The sequence below is a fragment of the Marinobacter manganoxydans MnI7-9 genome (genome assembly GCF_000235625.1).
Taxonomy (GTDB): domain Bacteria; phylum Pseudomonadota; class Gammaproteobacteria; order Pseudomonadales; family Oleiphilaceae; genus Marinobacter; species Marinobacter manganoxydans.
On sequence record NZ_AGTR01000014.1, the window covers coordinates 44,033 to 66,012 of the forward strand.

Annotated in this window: 21 protein-coding genes; 8 read left to right on the forward strand and 13 right to left on the reverse strand. The window is 57.8% G+C overall.

Annotated features, from left to right (window positions below; translation table 11 throughout):
* Window positions 1-29: 29 nt before the first annotated feature.
* The 4 genes from frr to rpsB all read right to left on the reverse strand — a co-directional run bounded on the left by frr (window position 30) and on the right by rpsB (window position 3,290).
* Entirely contained in the window at window positions 30-587 is a 558-nt protein-coding gene (frr, locus tag KYE_RS03300) for a ribosome recycling factor (RefSeq protein WP_008170376.1), read from the reverse strand.
* Between the two features lie 74 nt (window positions 588-661).
* A complete protein-coding gene (gene pyrH / locus KYE_RS03305; protein ID WP_008170379.1) occupies window positions 662-1,390 on the reverse strand; it encodes a UMP kinase in 729 nt (242 codons plus the stop codon).
* 185 nt (window positions 1,391-1,575) lie between these two features.
* Window positions 1,576-2,445: a translation elongation factor Ts gene (gene tsf, locus KYE_RS03310; RefSeq protein WP_008170381.1), complete on the reverse strand. Its 870-nt coding sequence runs from the start codon at window positions 2,443-2,445 to the stop codon at window positions 1,576-1,578.
* 92 nt (window positions 2,446-2,537) lie between these two features.
* A complete protein-coding gene (gene rpsB, locus KYE_RS03315; protein ID WP_008170383.1) occupies window positions 2,538-3,290 on the reverse strand; it encodes a 30S ribosomal protein S2 in 753 nt (250 codons plus the stop codon).
* A 252-nt stretch (window positions 3,291-3,542) separates the two neighbouring features.
* Here rpsB and map point away from each other — a divergent pair, with 252 nt between their 5' ends.
* From map to dapE, 6 genes are all read left to right on the forward strand, one after another.
* Entirely contained in the window at window positions 3,543-4,313 is a 771-nt protein-coding gene (gene map, locus KYE_RS03320; RefSeq protein WP_008170385.1) for a type I methionyl aminopeptidase, read from the forward strand.
* A complete protein-coding gene (locus tag KYE_RS03325; protein ID WP_008170387.1) occupies window positions 4,314-6,959 on the forward strand; it encodes a [protein-PII] uridylyltransferase in 2,646 nt (881 codons plus the stop codon). It begins immediately after the preceding gene.
* Window positions 6,956-8,158 (forward strand): succinyldiaminopimelate transaminase, encoded by a 1,203-nt coding sequence (gene dapC / locus KYE_RS03330; RefSeq protein ID WP_008170389.1) that lies wholly within the window; start codon window positions 6,956-6,958, stop codon window positions 8,156-8,158. Before KYE_RS03325 ends, dapC begins: the two co-directional genes overlap by 4 nt.
* Complete coding sequence (locus KYE_RS03335) at window positions 8,155-8,496, forward strand: ArsC family reductase (RefSeq protein WP_008170391.1); 342 nt, start codon at window positions 8,155-8,157, stop codon at window positions 8,494-8,496. Before dapC ends, KYE_RS03335 begins: the two co-directional genes overlap by 4 nt.
* 87 nt (window positions 8,497-8,583) lie before the next feature.
* Complete coding sequence (dapD, locus tag KYE_RS03340; RefSeq protein WP_008170392.1) at window positions 8,584-9,612, forward strand: 2,3,4,5-tetrahydropyridine-2,6-dicarboxylate N-succinyltransferase; 1,029 nt, start codon at window positions 8,584-8,586, stop codon at window positions 9,610-9,612.
* Window positions 9,599-10,735, forward strand: a complete 1,137-nt coding sequence (gene dapE, locus KYE_RS03345; RefSeq protein ID WP_008170394.1) for a succinyl-diaminopimelate desuccinylase — start codon at window positions 9,599-9,601, stop codon at window positions 10,733-10,735. The genes dapD and dapE overlap by 14 nt, the downstream gene beginning before the upstream one ends.
* A 72-nt stretch (window positions 10,736-10,807) precedes the next feature.
* On the opposite strand, the gene KYE_RS03350 is transcribed toward dapE, so the two are convergent.
* On the reverse strand, window positions 10,808-11,026 hold the full coding sequence (locus KYE_RS03350) for a SlyX family protein (RefSeq protein WP_008170396.1): 219 nt from the start codon (window positions 11,024-11,026) through the stop codon (window positions 10,808-10,810).
* 223 nt (window positions 11,027-11,249) lie between these two features.
* Between KYE_RS03350 and KYE_RS22215 the strand changes: the two genes are divergently transcribed.
* On the forward strand, window positions 11,250-11,783 hold the full coding sequence (locus KYE_RS22215; RefSeq protein WP_008170398.1) for a cold-shock protein: 534 nt from the start codon (window positions 11,250-11,252) through the stop codon (window positions 11,781-11,783).
* Window positions 11,784-11,826: 43 nt separating this feature from the next.
* On the opposite strand, the gene KYE_RS03360 is transcribed toward KYE_RS22215, so the two are convergent.
* The 3 genes from KYE_RS03360 to KYE_RS03370 form a co-directional block, all read right to left on the reverse strand.
* Window positions 11,827-12,201, reverse strand: a complete 375-nt coding sequence (locus KYE_RS03360) for a hypothetical protein (protein WP_008170400.1) — start codon at window positions 12,199-12,201, stop codon at window positions 11,827-11,829.
* On the reverse strand, window positions 12,173-13,597 hold the full coding sequence (locus tag KYE_RS03365) for a hypothetical protein (RefSeq protein WP_008170402.1): 1,425 nt from the start codon (window positions 13,595-13,597) through the stop codon (window positions 12,173-12,175). Before KYE_RS03365 ends, KYE_RS03360 begins: the two co-directional genes overlap by 29 nt.
* A 102-nt stretch (window positions 13,598-13,699) precedes the next feature.
* Window positions 13,700-14,140: a VOC family protein gene (locus KYE_RS03370; protein WP_008170405.1), complete on the reverse strand. Its 441-nt coding sequence runs from the start codon at window positions 14,138-14,140 to the stop codon at window positions 13,700-13,702.
* A 64-nt stretch (window positions 14,141-14,204) separates the two neighbouring features.
* On the opposite strand from KYE_RS03370, the gene KYE_RS03375 reads away from it, so the two are divergent.
* Window positions 14,205-15,101: a DUF1853 family protein gene (locus KYE_RS03375; RefSeq protein ID WP_008170407.1), complete on the forward strand. Its 897-nt coding sequence runs from the start codon at window positions 14,205-14,207 to the stop codon at window positions 15,099-15,101.
* A 7-nt stretch (window positions 15,102-15,108) separates the two neighbouring features.
* Here KYE_RS03375 and KYE_RS03380 read toward each other — a convergent pair whose 3' ends face one another.
* From KYE_RS03380 to KYE_RS03400, 5 genes are all read right to left on the reverse strand, one after another.
* Window positions 15,109-15,687 (reverse strand): AAA family ATPase, encoded by a 579-nt coding sequence (locus KYE_RS03380; protein ID WP_008170409.1) that lies wholly within the window; start codon window positions 15,685-15,687, stop codon window positions 15,109-15,111.
* The gene (locus KYE_RS03385; protein ID WP_008170411.1) at window positions 15,671-16,084 is read right to left on the reverse strand and encodes a TA system antitoxin ParD family protein; all 414 of its coding nucleotides are present in this window, start codon (window positions 16,082-16,084) and stop codon (window positions 15,671-15,673) included. Before KYE_RS03385 ends, KYE_RS03380 begins: the two co-directional genes overlap by 17 nt.
* Before the next feature lie 92 nt (window positions 16,085-16,176).
* Window positions 16,177-17,148, reverse strand: a complete 972-nt coding sequence (locus KYE_RS20840; protein ID WP_139043657.1) for a hypothetical protein — start codon at window positions 17,146-17,148, stop codon at window positions 16,177-16,179.
* 306 nt (window positions 17,149-17,454) lie between these two features.
* Entirely contained in the window at window positions 17,455-18,591 is a 1,137-nt protein-coding gene (locus KYE_RS21820) for a hypothetical protein (RefSeq protein ID WP_008170416.1), read from the reverse strand.
* A complete protein-coding gene (locus tag KYE_RS03400; RefSeq protein ID WP_008170419.1) occupies window positions 18,588-21,980 on the reverse strand; it encodes a toxin VasX in 3,393 nt (1,130 codons plus the stop codon). The genes KYE_RS21820 and KYE_RS03400 overlap by 4 nt, the downstream gene beginning before the upstream one ends.

The following is a 21,980-nucleotide window of genomic DNA, read 5'->3' on the forward strand; positions in this document are numbered from 1 at the left end:
TCAATTCGCTTGCAAGTAGGTCCGGACGGTTAAACCGCCATCAGGTCTTCTTCTTTGGCCTTGAGCATCTTCTCGACTTCTGCAATGTAGCGGTCAGTCAGCTTCTGAATATCGTCCTCGCCCTTGCGCTCGTCGTCTTCGGTGATTTCCTTTTCCTTCAGCAGATCCTTGATCATGCTGTTCGCGTCACGACGCGCATTACGGATGGAAACACGACCGTGCTCGGCGTCTGCTTTTGCCTGCTTAACCATTTCCTTACGGGTTTCTTCTGTCAGCATGGGCATCGGGATACGGATGATATCGCCGCTGGTCGCCGGGTTCAGGCCAAGGTCTGATGCCATGATAGCTTTCTCGATGGTCGGCATCAGGTTTTTCTCCCAGGGAGAGACCGTCAGCGTGCGGTTATCCTCGACGTTGACGCTAGCCACCTGCTTCAGCGGCGTCTCCTGGCCGTAGTAGTTCACCATGACACTATCCAGGATAGAGGGGTGGGCACGGCCGGTGCGGATCTTGTTGAACGCGGAGTTAAGGGACTCCAGGCTCTTTTTCATTTTCTTTTCGGCTTCTGCTTTGATGTCGTTGATCACTTCAGCATCCTCAATTCGTTCGTCATGTCATTCTGTAATCTGGCGCCACGATCCTGTGGGGCCGGGACAGCGATTCATTCGATCAGTGTACCTTCTTTCTCGCCAGTTACGATGCGAGTAAGGGCGCCGGCACGGTTCATATCGAACACCCGCAGCGGCATGCCGTGGTCACGGGCGAGACAGATGGCTGTCAAATCCATCACACCCAGTTTCTTGTCCAGAACCTCATCATAGGTGAGGTAGTCGTATTTCTCTGCACTGCTGTCGAGGTGCGGATCCGCTGAGTATACGCCATCCACTTTCGTCGCCTTCAGCACCGCGTCGGCCTCGATCTCAATGCCACGCAGACATGCAGCGGAATCGGTCGTGAAGAAAGGGTTACCGGTACCGGCGCAGAAGATCACGACATCGCCATCCTTCAGATCCCGTACCGCGCGACGGCGGTCGTAATGCTCCACGATGCCGCTCATGGGGATCGCGGACATCACACGGGTCCGGATGTTCGAACGTTCCAGAGCATCACGCATGGCCAGACCGTTCATCACGGTGGCCAGCATGCCCATATGATCACCGGTAACCCGATCCATGCCGGCCGCATTCAGGGCTGCGCCACGGAACAGATTGCCGCCGCCAATCACCAGGCCAACCTGCACGCCGATGCCAATCAGCGCACCGATTTCCAGTGCCATGCGGTCAAGAACTTTGGGATCAATACCGAAATCGTGCTCTCCCATCAGGGCCTCGCCACTGAGTTTGAGCAGAACACGCTTGTATCTGGGCTGGGTTTTCGATGATGTCGGCATGATGATCCCCTTGTCGTCTGTTGGCTGCTATCCGGCGTGGTACCCGTTGCAGGCTTGTATCTGACATACTCCTCATAAAAAGGGGTATCTCAGATACAAGCCCGCCACGAGAGCCGGGAATTCCCGGCTAACGTGGCAGACTCAGGTGATACAGTGGCTCAAAGCCCGCTGCATCGAACGAAGGATCAGGCCTTGCCTGTGCCGGCTGCAGCAGCAACCTCGGCAGCAAAGTCCACTTCTTCCTTCTCAATGCCTTCACCCACTTCCAGACGAACGAAGCCAACCAGCTCGCCGCCGTTGGACTTGATCAGCTCGCCCACGGTCTGGTCCGGGTTCTTGACGAAAGGCTGCTCAACAAGGCTGTTCTCCTTGAGGAACTTCTTGATGCGGCCACCCATCATCTTTTCGACGATCTCGGCAGGCTTGCCTTCCATATCCGGCTGGGCCTTGATCACATCCTTCTCTCTTTCGAGTTCTTCAGCCGGCATATCTTCCGGCTTGCCGACACGCGGGTTAACGGCAGCTGCGTGCATGGCGATGTCACGGGCAACTTCAGGATCACCGGCAGTCAGGGCGACAACCGAAGCGATCTTGTTGTTGCTGTGAACGTATCCACCAACAACCGGGCCTTCAACCTTGACGACACGACGAACAGTAATGTTCTCGCCGATTTTCTGAACCAGCGCTTCACGCTTGGATTCCAGATCGCCTTCCATCAGCTTGGCTACGTCGGTTTCGCCATTTTCAAACGCAACGTTCAGCACGTCGTTGGCAAAGTTCAGGAAGTTGTCATCGCGAGCAACAAAGTCGGTCTCGGAGTTCACTTCCAGAATAAAGGCAACGGTGTTGTCGTCAGAGATCTTGATCAGTGAAGCGCCTTCAGCGGCGGTACGGCCGGCTTTCTTGGCAGCTTTCAGACCGGATGACTTGCGCAGCTCTTCGATCGCAGCGTCAACGCTGCCTTCGGCTTCAACAAGTGCCTTCTTGCATTCCATCATGCCAAGGCCGGTACGCTCACGCAGCTCTTTGACCATTGCAGCGGTAATTGCAGCCATGTTCAATCCTCTCAACTGTTCCGAATTCGGTGGGGCGGTGTGCCTCGGAAAACACCAGGCACACCTTACATCTAAACCGTGAAGGTAAAACGTTACTCAGCGGCTGGAGCAGCGCCTTCAGCGTCTTCGCTGACTTCAACAAACTCGTCAGCACCGGCACCAGCAGACTGGGCTGCTTCCATGCAGGTATCAGCAACGGCTTTCACGTAAATCTGGATCGCACGGATAGCGTCATCGTTGCCCGGGATCACGTAATCGACACCGTCGGGATCACTGTTGGTATCAACAACACCGATGACAGGAATACCAAGCTTGTTGGCTTCCTTGATGGCGATACGCTCGTGGTCAACGTCAATCACGAACATCGCGTCCGGCAGGCCGCCCATGTCCTTGATACCACCAATGGAGCGCTCAAGGCGGTCCATTTCACGGGTACGATCCAGTGCTTCTTTCTTGGTCAGCTTGTCAAAAGTACCGTCCTGACTCTGGGTTTCCAGGTCACGGTAGCGACGGATAGACTGACGGATGGTCTTGTAGTTGGTCAGCATGCCACCGAGCCAGCGGTGGTTAACGAACGGCTGACCGGCACGCTCGGCTTCTTCCTTGATGATCTTGGCCGCGGCACGCTTGGTACCAACGAACAGGATCTTGTTCTTGTTCTCTGCCAGCTGCTGAACAAATTTCAGCGCGTCGTTCATGGCAGGAACAGTCTGCTCAAGGTTGATGATATGAATCTTGTTACGGGCGCCGAAGATGAACTTCGACATTTTCGGGTTCCAGTAGCGGGTCTGGTGACCGAAGTGAGCACCTGCCTTCAGCAGGTCACGCATATTTACCTGAGCCATGATAGTTACCTTTTTAGCTTCGGGTTAGTCCTCCACGTATCCGATTACCCCAACCTGACTCCTTTAAAAGCAGGACCAGGCACCCTGGGATAACGTGCCGACACGTGTGTGAATTTGCTGGATTCGTTTCCAGCGGGCGCGTTTATACCATATTCGGCCCGACAAACGCCATTATTTTTGACGGCGAGCTTCCTTGTACCCGGGCAGCAGGCCCCTTAAAATGCCGGTTTGGCACAAACAACGGGAAACCCAATGCAGGTATCGATCAAGACACCGGAAGAAATTGAAAAGATGCGCGTCGCTGGCCGCCTGGCGGCCGAAGTGCTCGAGATGATTGGCGATCACGTCAAGCCCGGCGTTTCCACCGAAGAGCTCGACCGGATTTGCCACGACTATATTGTAAACGAGCAAAAGTGCATTCCGGCACCACTCAACTACAAGGGGTTTCCGAAGTCCATCTGCACGTCGGTCAACCACGTTATCTGCCACGGCATTCCGTCTGAGAAGAAAATCCTCAAAGATGGAGACATCCTTAATATCGATGTCACCGTAATAAAGGATGGCTACCACGGCGACACCAGCAAGATGTGGATTGTCGGCAAGCCGAAACCTGGCACCGAGCGGCTGATCCAGATTACACAGGAGTGCCTCTATAAAGGTATTGAACTGGTCAAGCCGGGAACCCGTCTGGGCGATATCGGGCATGTGATTCAGCAGCACGCCGAGAAACACCGCTATTCCGTGGTTCGAGATTACTGTGGCCATGGCATCGGCGCAGTATTCCACGAGGAGCCTCAGGTAATGCATTACGGCAAACCCGGCACCGGTCTGGAGCTGCAGGAAGGTATGACGTTTACCATTGAGCCAATGATCAACCAGGGCAAGTACCAGACCAAGCTTCTGCCGGATGGCTGGACCGTCGTTACCAAGGATCACAAACTCTCTGCACAATGGGAGCACACCATCCTTGTGACGGCGGACGGTCATGAGGTCTTGACCAAGCGAAAGGAAGAGTCCTTCTAAGTGGACCAAAGCGAGCTGGAATCCCGCATCAGTAATGACCCATCTCCGGTTACGGCGGCCCGGGAGCTGTTAAAGGGCAGGTATGACGCCGATGCCGAGGCCTTTCGACAAGGCGCCGATGTGCGCGCCCTTGTCCGCTCCCGGGCTGACACGGTCGATACAGTTCTCAGATTGATCTGGAACCGCTACCCCTTTTCCGATTCACCGGACATTGCCCTGATCGCCGTCGGCGGCTATGGACGGGGTGAGCTGCACCCGCATTCGGACATCGACCTGCTCATTCTCACCCGTGCCGGCATCGAAGACAGTTGGCACGAAGACCTGGGCGCGTTCGTTACCCTGCTGTGGGATCTCAGGCTGGATATCGGCCACAGTGTTCGCAGCATCGAGGAAAGCAAGACAGCCGCCCGCGAAGATATCACCATACTGACCAACCTGCTGGAAACGCGCACGATTGCCGGCCCGGATGAACTCCGGTCAGATCTGAGCGAGCAAGTCTATTCCGATGATGTCAGCACCGACCGCGACTACTTTATTGCGAAGCGTGAGGAGCAGCAGCAACGGCATCAGAAATACGGCGATACCGAATACAACCTCGAACCAAACGTGAAGGGTTCCCCGGGCGCCTTGCGGGACATACAGACGATCGGCTGGATTACCAAGCGACATTTCGGACTGCAGAACATCGCTGACCTGACCCGCTTCAGCATTCTTACCGAGGAAGAGCATCAGATTCTGTTCCAGGGTGAAACCTTCCTCTGGCAACTGCGATACGGCCTGCAGCTGCTCGCTGACCGGAATGAAAACCGGCTGCTGTTCGATCATCAGCGAGCCCTGGCCCAGATGCTCGGCTATAGAGATGAAGGTAAGCGGCTCGGCGTCGAATTGATGATGCAGGCCTACTATCGCACCGTCCTGGCCCTCGCCGAACTGGCGGATGTGATTCTGCAGTATTACGACGAAGCGATTCTGGGTAGCCCATCGGAAGACGCCATCCAGCCCATCAACAAACGTTTCCAGATTCGTAACTACTATATTGAAGCGGTCAACAACCAGGTCTTCGCCTACGCGCCCTATGCCATCATGGAAATCTTCGTTCTGATGGCTCAGCACCCTGAGATAAAGGGCATCCGGGCCACGACGATCCGCTCGCTTCGGGCCCACCGGCATTTGATCGATGATGCGTTCCGATCTGATCTGGCAGTGACTACCCTGTTCATGGAGCTGCTCAGAACGCCCCATGCCCTGGATCAGACGCTGTCTGCCATGAAGAAGTACAACGTGCTCGGGCGCTATCTCCCGGAGTTTGGCCAGATCATTGGCCAGATGCAGCACGACCTTTTCCACATTTACACCGTGGATGCCCACACCATGCGGGTCATCCGCAACATGGTAAGGCTTGGCAGCGCGGAAGCCCGAACCGAGTATCCGCTGGCATCCCGCCTGATTCACCGGCTGCCGAAACTGGAAACCCTCTATATTGCCGGCATTTACCATGATGTGGCCAAAGGCCGGGGTGGCGATCACTCGGAACTGGGTGCCATCGATGCCGAAGCCTTCTGCCAGCGGCATCACCTGAGCGAACGGGACACCCAGCTGATTTCCTGGCTGGTGGAAAACCACCTGCTGATGTCCATGACAGCCCAGCGCAAAGACATCTCCGACCCGGACATTATCCACGGATTTGCCAGGGCAGTGCCGAGCCAGGCGCACCTGGATTACCTGTACGTTCTAACCGTATGCGACATCAGCGCTACCAATCCCAAGCTATGGAACACGTGGCGGGCCTCGCTGTTGCGCCAACTCTATATCGAGGCCAAACGGGCTTTGCGTCGGGGCACTGAAACGCCCATCGACCGACAGGAATGGGTTCGCGCTACCCAGTCGGAAGCCCGGGAAATCCTGCATGCCCAGAACATGACCGATGAACAGATCGACGCCATCTGGGACACCGTGGACGAAGACTATTTCCTCCAGGACTCGACCGTGGACATCGCCTGGCAGACTGCTGCCATCATCAGACACGGCGACAATACGGACCCGCTGGTGCTGATTCGAGACACGCGGGGCGGCCCGACGGACGGCTACTCCCAGATCATTATCTACATGAAGGACCGGGTTGCCCTGTTCGCTGCGACAACGGCGGTCCTCGAACAGCTGAACCTGAACATCGTGGACGCGCGCATCAGCTCAAGCGAGGGGCCCTACTCGATCAGTTCCTATGTGGTACTTGATGAGAAGGGACAGCCTCTGGGCATCGACCCTGCGAGAAAAGAACGGGTGCGTTTGCGCCTGATCGAAGAACTGGACGACCCGGATGACTATCCGGACATCATCCACCGGCGCACGCCACGCCAGCTCAAGCATTTCGCTTTCCCGACGGAAGTGACGTTCTCGAATGACACCATCAACCAGCGCACCGTAATGGAAGTGATCACGCCCGACCGCCCGGGGCTTCTGGCCCGCATCGGCCAGGTGCTGCTGGAGCACCGGGTACGCCTGAGCAACGCCAAGATTGCCACCCTGGGCGAGCGCGTGGAGGACGTTTTCTTCGTGACGGACGAACACGGCGAGCCCATCCGGGAGCCGGCGGTATGCCAGGCCCTGCAGCAAGATCTCTGTAAAATGCTGGACGACATTCAATGAATCCGAACCTCGACAGACTTCACCCCTACCCTTTTGAAAAGCTTGCCAAACTAAAGGCAGGCATCAGCGTGCCCGATCATCTCCGGCCGATTTCCCTGGGGATTGGAGAGCCGAAGCACCCGTCGCCCGATTTCGTCAAACAGGTCATTGCGAACAATCTGGACAAGCTTGCCAATTACCCCACCACCCGGGGTACGGATGAACTCCGCGAGGCCATCAGTGGCTGGGCAACCCGCCGATTCAATCTGAAGGCCGGCAGCCTCAGCGCGGCGAACAACATCGTGCCGGTAAACGGCACACGTGAAGCCATCTTTTCCCTGGTTCAGGCTGTCGTGGATGCCACCAAGCCTGCCACCGTAGTCAGCCCCAATCCGTTTTATCAGGTTTACGAGGGAGCCGCCCTCCTTGCAGGCGCGACGCCCGTATACCTCCCCTGCGATGGCTCAAATGGCTTCATTCCCGATTTTGATTCAGTGCCCGAATCCATCTGGCAAGAATGCCAGATACTGTTTCTGTGCTCCCCGGGCAATCCCAGTGGTGCTGTTATCTCCCGGGAGGCGCTGACCAGGGTGATAGCCCTGGCCGACAAACACGACTTTATCGTTGCTTCCGACGAATGCTACTCCGAACTCTATCCGGAGGAAGGCAACGCGCCGGAAGGCCTCCTGCAAACCTGCGCCGCCATTGGCCGGGATGACTACGCCCGCTGCGTGGTGTTCCACAGCCTGTCCAAACGCAGCAACCTGCCCGGCCTGCGATCGGGTTTCGTAGCCGGGGATGCCAGCATTCTTGACGGCTACCTGAAGTACCGCACCTATCACGGCTGCGCCATGCCCATCCACAATCAGCTGGCGAGCATCGCCGCCTGGAGCGACGAAGACCACGTTCGGGAGAATCGTGCAGCGTACCGCGCCAAATTTGAGGCAGTGGTCCCCATCCTCCGGGAAGTTATGGATGTTGATTTTCCGGATGCCGGGTTTTACCTGTGGCCGATAACTCCGATGGACGATGAAACGTTTGCCCGGGAGCTCTCGGCACAACAGAACGTGCACGTGTTGCCTGGGCGATATCTTTCCCGAACCGTGGATGGCCATAATCCCGGAGAAAACCGTGTCCGGATGGCCCTGGTCGCCCCGCTGGAAGAGTGCGTAGAGGCAGCGGAACGCATTGTTGAATTTGTTAAGGCGAACAAGCCATGAAACTGTACGGCATCAAAAACTGCGACACCGTAAAGAAGGCCCGGAAGTGGCTGGACGAACAAGGTATCGACTACGAATTCCACGACTTCAAGAAGGATGGCCTGCAGAGTGATTTGCTGTTCCGCTGGGAACACGCGGTCGGATGGGAAACCCTGCTGAACCGCCGTGGCACCACCTGGCGCAAACTTCCGGAGGACGTTCGTGATACCATTGACGCCCAAAGCGCTCACGAGATCATGCTGGAGAACCCATCCATTATTAAGCGTCCCGTTGTCGAAAACGGCGGTGATGTGCGCGTAGGTTTCAGTGCAGACGAATGGTCCGCATGGCTGGCCTGAATCTCGGGCAAACCAGATCCAAACTTTAATTTCAGGGGTCTTCAGGCATTGCCCTGGCCCCACATTCATAACAGGAGCAACCATCAGATGAGCTTTGCATTCGGTATCGGTATCGGCACCCAGAACAACCAGGGCGAGTGGCTGGAAGTGTTTTACCAGCAGCCGGTCATGACACCCGATAACACCCTGATGGACGTCATCTCCAACGCCCTTGATTACAAGGGTGGTAACCAGGCGATCAGCGCGACCGCCGAGCAGCTCAGCCAGCTCGCCAACGCCTTGCGTCAGATCGGCCAGACAGGCCAGGCATCACTGGCGGACAAAGCAGCCGCCAGCAAGCGCCCGGTGGTTGTCACAGTACTCGAAACAGATGACACCGCGTCCAGCACCCCGGAGGTTTACCTCAAGCTTCACCTGATTTCTCATCGCATGGCCAAACCTCACGGATTGAAGCTGGACGGCATTTTTGGCCTGCTGCCGAATCTGGCATGGACCAGCGAAGGCGCGATCGATCTGAACGAACTGTCCGACCGCCAGCTTCAGGCTCGCCTGGAAGGCCGCACACTGGAAGTCAAATCCGTGGATAAATTCCCGCAGATGACCGATTACGTGGTACCGAAAGGTGTCCGCATTGCCGATACCGCCCGGGTTCGCCTTGGCGCCTATGTGGGTGAAGGCACCACGGTCATGCACGAAGGGTTTATCAACTTCAACGCCGGCACCGAAGGCACCAGCATGATCGAGGGCCGTATTTCCGCCGGCGTCATGGTTGGCAAGGGGTCTGATCTGGGCGGTGGATGCTCCACCATGGGCACCCTTTCCGGTGGAGGCAACATCATCATTGCCGTTGGCGAGAACTGCCTGATCGGCGCCAACGCCGGTATCGGCATCCCGCTGGGCGACCGTTGCAAGGTCGAGGCCGGGCTGTACATCACAGCCGGCACCAAGGTTGCGCTGCTCGACGACAACAACGAGCTGGTTGAGGTGATCAAGGCCCGCGATCTGGCCAACCAGACAGACCTGCTTTTCCGCCGTAACAGCCAGACTGGCGCGGTGGAGTGCAAAACCAACAAGTCTGCCATCGAGCTGAATGAAGAGCTGCATGCAAACAACTGATTCCCCGACCCTCGAACTTGCCGTTGATCTGATCCGCCGGCAGTCTGTCACGCCAGACGATGCCGGCTGTCAGGAACTGATGATGTCGCGCCTTGCGCCTCTGGGCTTCACCGGCGAGAACCTGCGCTTTGGCGATACCGATAACCTCTGGGCCCGAAAGGGCTCCGAGGGGCCGGTGCTGGCCTTTGCCGGCCATACCGATGTGGTACCAACCGGGCCGGAAAAGAACTGGTCGCACCCACCCTTTGATCCCGTGATCAGGGATGGCTACCTCCTCGGCCGTGGCGCCGCGGACATGAAGGGCAGCCTGGCAGCCTTCGTAACCGCATGCGAGCGCTTCGTTGCAAGCTACCCGGACCATCGGGGTTCCATAGCCCTGCTGATTACCAGTGACGAAGAGGGGCCAGCCCAACACGGTACGGTCAAAGTGGTGGAAACTCTCGAAGCCAGGAACGAAAAGATCGACTGGTGTCTGATTGGCGAGCCGTCCAGCACCCGAGAAGTGGGTGATGTGATCAAGAATGGTCGACGGGGCTCTCTGCATGGTTACCTGACCGTGCATGGGGTTCAGGGCCACGTAGCCTATCCGCACCTGGCCGAGAACCCGGTTCACCTGGTTGCGCCTGCCCTGGATGCGCTGGCAAAGGAATTCTGGGATAACGGCAACGACTTTTTCCCGCCAACCACCTTCCAGATTACTAAGCTGGAGGCCGGTACGGGCAGCAACATTATTCCCGGTGAATGCCTGGTGCACTTCAACTTCCGCTACTGCACGGAAAACACTGCAGAAAGTCTGGAGGAACGGGTGGTAGCCATCCTGGACCGCCACAACCTGAAATACGATCTGCAGTGGCACCTCAGTGGCCGTCCGTTCCTGACGGACAAGGGCGCACTCGTGTCTGCCAGCCAGAGCGCCATTCGCACGGTGACAGGCCGGGAAACCGAACTTTCAACCTCCGGCGGCACCTCGGATGGTCGCTTCATTGCACCTACCGGCGCGCAGGTGGTCGAACTTGGCCCCATCAATGCGACGATTCACAAAGTGGATGAGTGCGTAAAGGCCGAAGATTTGAATACCCTGTCTGAAATCTACGAACAGATTCTGATCGAACTGCTGGCATAAAAGCAGGAGCCGGAATCCAACGAAAAGGGATCAGATGAAACCTTCATCTGATCCCTTTTTAATGCGCCACTTTCAATAATGAGGGGGAGGTGTTTCGTCCTGCTCTGACTTGATATTGGACGGTGAAACATCTTTCAACTGTTTGTGCAGCAGCCGCTTGGCCTCCCACAACTCACGGATATCCATTTCCTGCTTGGCAACCTGTTCGCTCAGGGTATTGATAACGTCGTCCTGAAAGGCCAGCCGCGTTTCCAGCTCGTCCAGTCGGGTTTCCAGATCGTTCTGGCTCATCGGGTATTGGTACTCCCCTGGGTAGTTCTCTCTAGAATGTGATTGATGACACTGCTTATTCCGTTGCTTGGTCAGCGCTCGGGATAATCTGGTATCATGCCGCTTTTGCCCGCCAGCACTCCCGTTTTTCGGGGTACTGTCGGTTTTCACCGGCCGGATGTGCGATTTTACCCGATATCCGGTTTTTATCGTTAGCGTTACAAGAATGGAGAAATTTCAGTCAATGCGTAATCCATCCAAAGCGATCCTTTTTTCTCTCCTGATCGCCATCCCCGCACCGCTGGTGCTTGCCCTGTTGCTGTCTTTTACACCAGAGCCTCTTCGCCTGATCGCTGCAGGTCAGCTTATTGAGGCCCTCGGTAGCACTCGTGGCATCGCAGCCTACATTATTACGCTGATCGTTTTCGGCATTGCGGGCTTCCTGGCCATTGCGCTTTCAGTCAAGAAACCGGCCGAACAGCAAAGCCCATCCCGGCCGAGCAACCGTGCCCCCAGCCAGAACCACAATGATGACGATGATGATGGCTATGACGAAAGCAGCCCTGAGGGTGATGAAGAAGGCACCGTAAAGTGGTTCAACGTCAAGAAAGGCTTCGGCTTTATCGTGCGTGACAGCGGTGACGAGGTATTTGTTCACTTCCGGGCGATTCGTGGCCGTGGGCGCCGGGTCCTGCGACAGGGTCAACTGGTCCGCTTCAATGTTGTGGAGGCAGACAAAGGCCTTCAGGCCGACAACGTATCCATCCTGAGCGATTGAATCGCCCACTGAAAACAAAGAGGCAGCCCAAGGGCTGCCTCTTTCAGTTCCAGACGACCTGTTGCTCGCCCCGGTGGTCCAGACGCCACCATTTCTCATCCTCTACCGGCTCGCCCTCTTTCCAGTCTCCCGGACTGCAGCGAATCTCGGTATCCATGGCACGCCAGGCACTGCGCGCGCAGTCAAGGTCACTGTTCCAGGGCACCCTTGGCCCCTCGATGACCACTGAGGTGAAACGTTTGCCAAATGCCCCCGGATAAAGCGATATCCGCAGTCTCTCGCCCTCGAAGCGGGCAAAGCCCTTGATCACGCCTGTTACCTCAACGTCATCCAGTTCCAGTTCTTCAAGGTGGTTCTCAAGCCACCCGGAAACCGCCCCCGGCTCCAGATCACGAATGTAAATTTCCAGATCCTGCACCCGCTGAATCTCCATCCTGATTATTGCAATGCCGCACATAGTGAACCGGCCCGGGCCGCGCTGCAACCCAGCGTTCCAGTTCCTGCCGCAAATCTTCAGTGCTCAGCTGCCGGAGCTTGCCGGCGGCTTTACGCTCATGCCAGGCAACCTCTGCAGCCACACGATGAAGCTGAATTTCACCAAGCGAAGCCTCGATGTTGTCGATCGGCTCTTTCCGCGCCAGGGCAACCAGGGACTGACGCCTCAGAGTATCAGCCTGTCCAGCCAGGGCCACCGCCTCGGCCGGGCCTCTGCGGGCAACGAGGTTCAGCCGGGCGGCCGCCCGTTCCAGCCACTGCAGCATTCCGCCCGGCGTGCTCACGCACCGGCTCCGGCGAGAAGCAGCAAACCGGATCGCCGACCGAGGCACCTGCACATTCCACTGCTTCTCGATGGCGGCCTGGTGGGCTGTCAGAATGGCCTGACGCTGAACCACGCTTGAAACCGGCATATCAAAGGTGTCGAGGGTGCGGCCCAGACGATGCTGCAGCGCCAGGGCGGCACTGCTTTCGCGAGGCTCTTCAGGCCCCAGCAGAAGTATTGGACCTGCCCATTGAAGTACCAGCGCTGACGCCAGCCCATCAGGAAGATCCATCAGCGCAATCAGGTCCGCTGGCGAGATATTGTCCAGTACCAGTACCGGCCAGCGTGGCCCTTCCTCTCCCGGACCGCCCTCCGATGAAAGCGCCGGAAGAACCGGAAGATCACTGGCCATGATCTCCGCTTCACGCCTGAGATCCAACTCAACGTAATCCTGCTCCAGTACCGGAAGCAGCGATTGCAGCCAGGCGGTCTTGCCCGCTCCACGCTCGCCACGGACCCAGATCATGGCTGACGGCGACGCCGCCAGACCGATCGCGACATCCTCAGCCAGCTCAACCCATGCGGAATCCGTCACTACCACGGGCGCTCTCTGGAAGTTATCAATCGGCGCCGGCTCCCGCTCCCCGGACGAATCGGGCCAGCGTGGGACCAACTCAAAAACCGCCACATAGGCTTTTTCCTGCAGCCGCTCCGCGTGGCGAACCAGCGCCCCCAACAGTTGAGACCATCCGAGCCATGGCGAATCGTTGGTTTCCCGGGCCGCCGCGAACCAGTACATCAATTGGGAAGATAATTGCCCTTCGCCGCCCACTTCCGTCACGATCGGTTGTTCGCACTGAATGGTGCGGGTGAGTTCGTCCATATCCACGCCGCAGCCACGCAGAAAGCGGGCTATAGCGGGTGCGGAGTCCAGCAGGGCAAGCAGGTAATCTTCAACGGTAATCACCGAGCCACCACGGCGTTCAACACTTTCCCGGGCTCGTAATAAAGCGGTCTGGCACTGGGGATCCAGGCATCCTTGCCAATCGTCCATCAAACTTCTCCATGTTCTGAATGCATCGTCCTGATGCGAAAGCTATGTTTCAGGTTGTTATTGTATCACGCTCAAGCCCCTTGCGGCGCCCCGCCTGCGGGCTTACCATGTGCCAGTGTTTTCCATGCTGGCCCAGGGTTCCTTCGGTGGCAGCGCCTCGCCTTTCTGCAGAAGCTCAATCGAGATGTTATCCGGCGTGCGGATAAAGGCCATATGGCCGTCACGGGGCGGACGGTTAATCGTTACCCCATTGGCTTTGAGGTGCTCACAAAGGGCATAAATGTCACCCACCCGGTAGGCCAGATGGCCAAAATTACGCCCGCCGGTATACTCTTCCGGATCCCAGTTGTAAGTGAGCTCGATCATCGGCGCCCGGTCTTCACGGGCACGGGCTTCGTCTTCCGGTGCAGCCAGAAACACCAGGGTGAATCGGCCTTTGTCGCTGCTCTTGCGATTGATCTCAACCATTCCCAGCAGATCGCAAAAGAAATGGAGTGTCTCGTCCAGGTTGCTCACCCGGATCATGGTGTGAAGATATTGCATGAAGCCTCCTTCAGAACTGTATTGATCATCGTGCCTTGCGGACAGTTTACGGTATTCTGGCCATATGGATGCAAAAACAACCCCCTACTCAACTCGACAACTGACCACGCCGGCGATCAGGCACCTTGCCTGGCTATGCCGGGCGCCCCAGCTGCTGCAGTCACCACTGACGTTTGAGCCGGCCAGTTATCTCCCTGACGGTATTACAGAACAACTTCAGGCCTGGGATGAAAAGCCGGAAATAGCGCCTGCGCTGCTCAGAGAGACACCCCAGAAGCGGCTCGGCTTCTATTTCGAGCAGCTTTACCGCGTATTACTGGAAGACCTTCTGGGCTGGGATGTTCTGCTTCAAAATCGACAAATCCAGTCCCACGGCCGAACCATGGGCGAGCTGGATTTCGTGGTGCATAATCGGTCAGAAGATCGAATCGAGCACCACGAAATTGCCATCAAATACTATCTGGGAGTTCCGGAGCAAAGCGGGAGAACTCTGTGGTATGGCCCGAATGCCAAAGACCGGCTCGATCTGAAAACAGACCGGATGCTGCGCATGCAAAGCCAGAGAACCGCGTTGCCCGAGGCCCGGGCGTTGCTGGCAGACGCTGGAATCGCAGAGCCTGTCATTCCCCGGATTTTCATGCCGGGGTACCTGTTTTACCCGGCAGGAACACAGGTGATCGCTCCTGAGTCCGTGCCAGCCAGTCACCTGCGCGGCCAGTGGCGCTATCTCTCACAGATTGAGACATCGGACCTCCCCGGCTGGGTGGTATTGAACAAACCCCACTGGATCGGCCCGTGGCGTCAAAGCGAGCCACCGGCCCCCAATGCAGTAACTGCTGCATTGAACACCATCGAGCGCTACAACATCCCGCTCCTGTTCGCGAAACTCGAGGAGGACTCCATCAGCGGCCTCTGGCAGGAAACCAACCGCTTTTTCGTGGTGCCGGACAGCTGGCCATAGCCGTCTTTCAGTTATCAATAAGGTCGGTTGCCCACTGAGGCAAGACCTCCTGACAGGTACGCCACTGCCCCGCCTCCCAGACCGCAATGCGCACGTAGGGTTGATCGAGACTGGAGTTATCAACGAGGTGCAGTTCGTCCGCCAGCCCGATACATTCGCGAAGATTGGCAAGGGTCCTTGGAATTCTGGACTCAACCTTGGCCTCGGGCACATGATGGCCGCCGGATCTTACCCGGGAAGCCACCCGAGCCTTGTTCAACGCAGCGAATTCGAGGTGGAAATAAAACAGCCGAATGCGAAATCCGGCAGCCTTGGCAGCCCCGACAAAATCCACCTTCGAGGAATGAGAAAAGACAGTTTCGAAACAGAAACTCTGGCGCTCCTTAAGCAGTCGGAACCGTTCCTGTTCAGCAATCAGCGCCGCCTCATAACTGTGTTTCTCGGGCGCGTCAGGCCACACACTGCGGGCGATGTTATCGGCATTCACCAGAGGAATCTTCCGGCGGGCCAGGAACCGCTCATAGAATGTGGTCTTGCCGGCACCGTTGCCGCCAACCAGCAGCCAGAGTTCAGGCTGCGTTGTCACGGTCACTCAGTGCTTCAAAACGCCCGTTGCGAAACTGACCGACTTCCCGAGTGCCATCCGGATAAATCGCCTCCAGATAGCCGGGCTTTTCTCCAGACGCCTGATACACCGTACGACCTCTGGCAATCGAGCGCCCCAGATTACCGCTTTCCCGGGCCTGATCTACTTCAGCCCAGAGGTCATCACTGGAAACAGACTCAGCCACCACCGGTTCAACCCGCACCTGGCGGATACCCTGCAGAATAGCAATCAGATCTTCCGCACTCACGTCCCCGGCAACGGCACGGCCTATCTCGGCCCAGTACTCAATCTGCTTGGGTGTCGAACGCCGATGAACCGCGCCCTCTGCGGCGGCGTGGCGGACCAGAGTGTCGTCGAGACGGACAGCGGTTGTCATGGTGGCCTCCTGAGGTATTGCTTAACGCTTGTAACAGGCTACCACATGCGTTGCATTATGCAACAATTGAGGTTTTGTTCATCAACCCGGCTTTAGATTGGCCACGCACCGGGCGGTCGCAGCTTCCGATACTCCTCCATCGAGATCTTGCCCAATTGCGGCGTAAGCTTGCAGGTTCGGCTTCCCCAAGGAAACCTGCTCTGGCGCTGGTGGACCTCTGTCCAGCCTTCCCCGTCCTTCCAGGATTCAAGATCCAGGTCCCGCCAATACCTCGGGTTCCGCCCGGTCTTTCTGTCATGCTCAGCTGTTACCGGGTCCAGATGACGGAAGGGCTCTAGTCGCGGTGTATCCGGCAGTGGCTGGGTCACATCCATGTAGCGTTGCAACATATCCCACAACGCCAACACTTCTGACTTTTCCGACTCAATGGTACTGAAGCCTGTTTTGTTAAAGGTTTTCTGAGTGTAACGGTGCACCAGCATCAACCGGTAAAAGATACCGCCGTGCTGGACAACACGTTCCACATAAGCATCAAACTCCGCGAAAGGCGCCTCGAAAAAACGCCCCCGACACAGGGCAATACGAACCTGACCATCAACGCGGTTGAATTCGCTACAGCCGTCTTCAAGGGTGGAATCCAGTCTTTTGTTAATGGTGTTTTCGAAGGGTTTGAGGAGGAAGCTTATTCCGGTGCTCATTATCCAGTTGGTTGAAGGGGGAATAATCCAGAATGAAAATAACAACCAAGCTGGTACCAACAAAAAAAGCAGCAACAAGTGAATGAATGAGGGAAGTCCATACTCAGTCGCGGCATCAAAATCCTTATTAGAGAGGCTGATCCGCATTTCCCGGGGAACGATGATCGGCTCTTTCTGCCCCTCCGGCACGAAACACACCTCGCGGCGTTGGCGGTTAAACGGGCGGGCGTTACGTTCTTTAATTTGGAATAAGCCTGCCAGCACGGAAGGGAGAGTGTGAACAAGCCCAAAGAGCCACCTAACGTCATTTGCCAACCGAACACCGATGTCGCCCCTGCCCAAAAAGTCCAGGTATCCGTCATTCACTTCCCCCACCGCATGGCCATGATCCACCGGCGGCAGGCCGGTTGGCAGGGGTTTGGGGGATAAAAGAGTCAGCCGGCCACTCGGGAAAGGCTCGGAACGCCCCGCGTGTAGAGGCTGTTCGAACTGAGTACTTTTTGAGTTCATGAGAGACCGTCCATCGTCTGGCATTGACTGCAGACTAGGGTTTCCGATCTTCCAAGCTGATCAAGCTCGGCTTGTGACAGCTGAATGACGCCATAAAGCCTGTGCGGTTTGCGTTTACAATGTTTGTCATCATTTCCTCCTTGAAATGGCTTTACTACTTCATCAATTGGTTGATGCCAGCGGCAGACGGTCCTCCTCGGCATACACTTCCGCAAAGACTTCATAGGGCAACCGCCCCGGACGGGCCTTTTGCTTCTCAAGAACCTTCTGGCTTAAGCGCTTGAAGGTCTCGCTGGGCTTGGCCCACTCGCTCTCAGATAACGGTTCAGACCACTCCGCCATGTCCCTGGGCAGCGTTTTTCGGGTCATGCGTTTGATCTTCCTGACTTCCCACTCCACCAGTCGGTTGGGCAGGGTCCAAAAGGTCATCAGGTGGTACAGGTACCAGCCGGTCAGGTAGTGCACTCCCCGTTTGCCTTCCCGGTATTCCTCATGAAGACGTTTGCGGGCATTGCGGAAAACATGGACGCCCTCCCAGGGCGGATCATCCGGGCCCTGAAGTTCCAATGGATCCTGGATCTCTTTCAGGGTGTGGACTTCGTACTCCATGTAGGCCCGGATGGCCTCCCAGTTGCTGATGGCCTGGGGCAAACCGTAAGTCTGGAATTCCAAGCTGTACTTCTCGCCGGTTTGTGGGTGGAGAAAGCCTACACCGAAGCCGTACTGGCGCTGTACACCGTACTCGGTCACCCCCTGGGCCTCGGTCACCCAGGCCACCAGTTCCTCCCAGGGTACGAAAATGGGCTCCCGGTGACCATTGGGCACGAAGCACACCTCGCGGCGCTGGCGGTTGAAGCGGGTGGGGATGACCTGGGATTTTTTCTTGAGTTCTATTACGGACGCAACTAGCCACCAAAGCATTAAACCTCCCCCTCCCCAAAAGCCAATCCAGAAGCTGATCTCTATCACTCCCCAAAAAGCATGAATGGCATCGGGCAGACCATTGCCGAGCCAGTAAAGCATTAAAAAGGCAATCGCCGGAAAAACCATGGCCACCATAACGAATAAGCCAAAAGGGCCGCCAAGAGTCACCTGCCAGCCAAACACCGAAGGCAACCCCACCCCGAAGTCCAGATAGCGTTCGTTCACCTCACCCACTGCGTGCCCGTGGTCCGTGGGCGGCAAACCAGTGGGCAGGGGCAACGGTGACAGGTACGTCACCGTTCCGCTGGGGAACTTGTCACTTCGCCCGGCCCTGGGGGCGTTCGCTATATCCGCCTTGGGCGTTTCCTGTGTCATTCGAAGATATCCAGTTCCATAAAGGGATTGCGTACCTGGTACCAGAAGGTCCTGCCTTCGTTATCCTGGGGAGGTTCCTGGACAGGCGTCACCGGCCAGTCACTGTCAGGCGTTACCTTGAGCATGTACACCTCCTGGGTGTAGCGGTCCTCCGAATGGTGGGTGTCCAGCCGGACCATCAGCGCCAGGTCACGGGTTTCGGGATACGGATCGCTCTTGCTGTGGTCCGGGGGCGAGAACGCCAGTTGCAGATGCCCGCCCCCTTCCCGGATGGCCAGGCTCGTCAGGATATCATGGGAACAGCGCACCCAGGTTTCCGGGGTGTCACGGAACCAGCCCGAGCGTTCTGGCCGGATGCGCCAGGCACTGAGCCACACTCGCCGGGGCGCCGGCTGGTCCAGGGGCTCTATCAACCCCGCCGCCGTCAGAGCATGGCAGTTCAGCACCAGTTGGTCCTTACCGTCTTGCTCTTCCGCCGGGACCTTCTCCAGGGACAGGCTGTTGCCGAGCTGGGCGAAGGCCTGCTCGTACTCCTCCAGCGATCCGTTGTGGATCTGGCCGGGTTCCCGCGACCAGGGGGTGGTCTGCAGCCACTGATCCCGCTCGCTCAAATTGTAGCGGTTGTACAGCCAGGTGCCCCCCAGCTCGAGCATGGTAAACGCCAGCCCGGCAATGTTCAGGCGGACGAACAGGCTGGACAGACGGGTGCCTGCGGTGGCCCAGGCACCTGCCTTGTCGGCGGCTCGCCATACCTCCATCGCAGCTATTCGTGTCTGGTTTAGGCCATATAGATTTGTCGCCGTCAGCCCGCCGCTGCCCACCATGCCAAGGGTCGCCCCCAATTGCGCCTGCGCATTACCGGTCCGTACGGCTTCCAGCCAGTTGCTGGCATGCTTGTAGGTGCCGATGGCGGCGCTGATAGCACCCGCGCCGTATGCAAATATTCCCAACCCAACATGCAAGCGGCCCATCTGGATATGGACCGACTGCACGGCGCTGCGCTGCCAAGAGTTTGCCAGGGTCTGGGCCCTGGAGGACAGAGCGGTGTCCGCCAGGCTTTGGGCGGCCAGGAAACCGGCGCCGGATGTAGCAGACAGACTTTCGATAAGTTTGCCATAGCTCCTGGCGTCTGGTGACTGAGCTTTAACTTCGGAAACAGCGTGAAAAAAGTTCACCAACTGCGCCGCAAACACCATCACACCCAGCCCATCCCCCAGCAGGTTCACCCGTGGCGCAGAGGTCAGGCCCTGGCGGAGGTGCCCCATCAGTGTGCCCATCTGCTGCTGGCCCGCGGCAGGCAGCAGCAGGGAGATACCCGCCCTGCCCGTGGTTGCGGGCTCGAGCCGCAGGCCGGTATTGGTTTCCTCCACCGGGCTGAGGGCGCCGGCCAGACGCCGGCCCAGGGCCCGCTGTTCCTCCCGGGTGGCCTTGAACTCGTTGACGATGCTTTGCGCCCGCTCGGATTTGTGGCCGTGGGTGGCCTTGGCCACGTCGTGGTCGTGGGCCAGGGATTCCAGCCGCTCGTTCAGCGACAGCAGTTGTTCCAGGTTCTGGCGGAAGGTGGCCAGCTCCGGTTCCGAGGCAACGCGGAACTCTACCTCACCGGCTTGGATGACCTTGAGCATCTTGCCCTTGAAAAAATACGGCAGGTCCCGGAACAGGTCGTCCAGGGGCGGTATCCGGTTTGCCTCAATGCCTTGGTAAAGCTGTTCCATAGCCCGGGCGATACCTTTTGACACCGCCGGTGCCAGGGTGTCGCCAATGGCGGCTGCCTTTGCCTGGATTTCATGGGAGCGTAACTCAAGGTCCGGCAGGTGTCCGGCCTCCGCCTCGGCCAGGCGCCGCGCCCACTCGGCGGCCCTGGTCACCAGGCTGTAGCCGGCCCCTGCGATACCAAAGTAGGTGGTCGATGGCTCTGCATCCGGCGCCTGGGCGGCCTTGGGCAAGGTGTGGAACAAGGGGTGACTGTACTGGGGATTCTCCTCCAGCCAGGCCAGTACCTTTTCCGCCGCCTCGTCGGTGCGGCAAAGATCCTTCACGCAGGCATAGTTCAGGTCCAGGGCCGCCTCCAGTTGCTTCTCATCCGCCACGTCGAAATACCAGGCGGCCTGGTGGAAGCGGGAATCACACAACAGGGTGGCCCGGTCATCGGTGATGTCCGCCAGCAACCCTTGCCACCGTGCCAGCTTGGCCCGCTGCGCCGCCATGAAGGCATCCATACGGGGGCGGTCGATCAGTTCATTGATGCCGCGCTGGCCCAGTTTGGCCCCGTTAAGCTGGTAATAGTTCTGCAGGTTGAGCTGATTGATGGTGTCCCGGTGCTGATCGTAGTTCGCCTGCCCCAGGGCATCAATCATGGCCAATTGTGCCCGGACCAGGGGATTATCCCCGTGGTGCTCGCGCAGGTAGGTTTCGGGGCCCATCGGTTGCGGGCCACGGTAATCCCTTCGCACCTCCAGGTAGTCGTAGATGGACTGGCGTTGTGCATCGTCGGTACTCTCGTACAGCGACTGGAAAGGTTCGCCTCCCGGTCTTTCGCCAGCCGTCTCCAGAGCGTGATCGTTGATCAGTGTCATGGACTCTATCCAAGCACCCAGCATATAGTCCCGCTCGGTGTGCCCCGGCTCGTCACCACCTTCCGCCCAGTCGCCGATCCAGCCCACCACATCATCCTGCTGCTGAGCCAGGTCCAGCATCACGCCCACGTCGTCCCTCAGCACCAGGCACAGGCAATTGTCCGGGTCTTCCACGGCCTGCTGCTTGATCAACTTGCCAAATCGGCTCTTGTGGTAATAGGGCTGATTCTCCCAGTGATAGGGCTCGCTTTCCTGGGCGTGGCCGTTTTCGGGGGCATCCGGCGTATAGTCTTCGCCAAATTCAGCCACCCATTGTTTGGCCTGTTCAGGCGTCAGCAGGTGCTCACCGCCGCTGACCGGCGAGGCACTGGCCAGGTCGATTTCCTGCATGAAGTGCGCACGCTCCTCCTGGCTGTCAAGTATCTGAGCTTTCTTGCGTTCGGTGAGGGGCACATCGGCGAAGCAAACGTAGAGGGTGTGCTGCTTCGGGTATTCCAGCTTGCCACCGTTGTGGCCCGTCAGTTCACCATTTTCATGCAGGTACTCGTGGAGCTCCCCGGTATCTGCGTCCAATACATAAAGATAGCCATACCTAAGAAGGCGGTAGCCAAGCGGGCGGGAGGTCAGTGAGTAGGGGTACCCCGGGTCTGTATCGGCGGGCGCAACTTCTACCCTGCCGTACCGAATAGGCAGCAGGTTCACGGTTCTCAGCAGCGGGCATGAAGCGGGTTCATCAATGGGGGTGCCTGGTTGTTCCCAGCACAAAAGATCGTTGCTTGCCCGGTCGTCAGTGGGGCGTTGTATCCGTGTCAT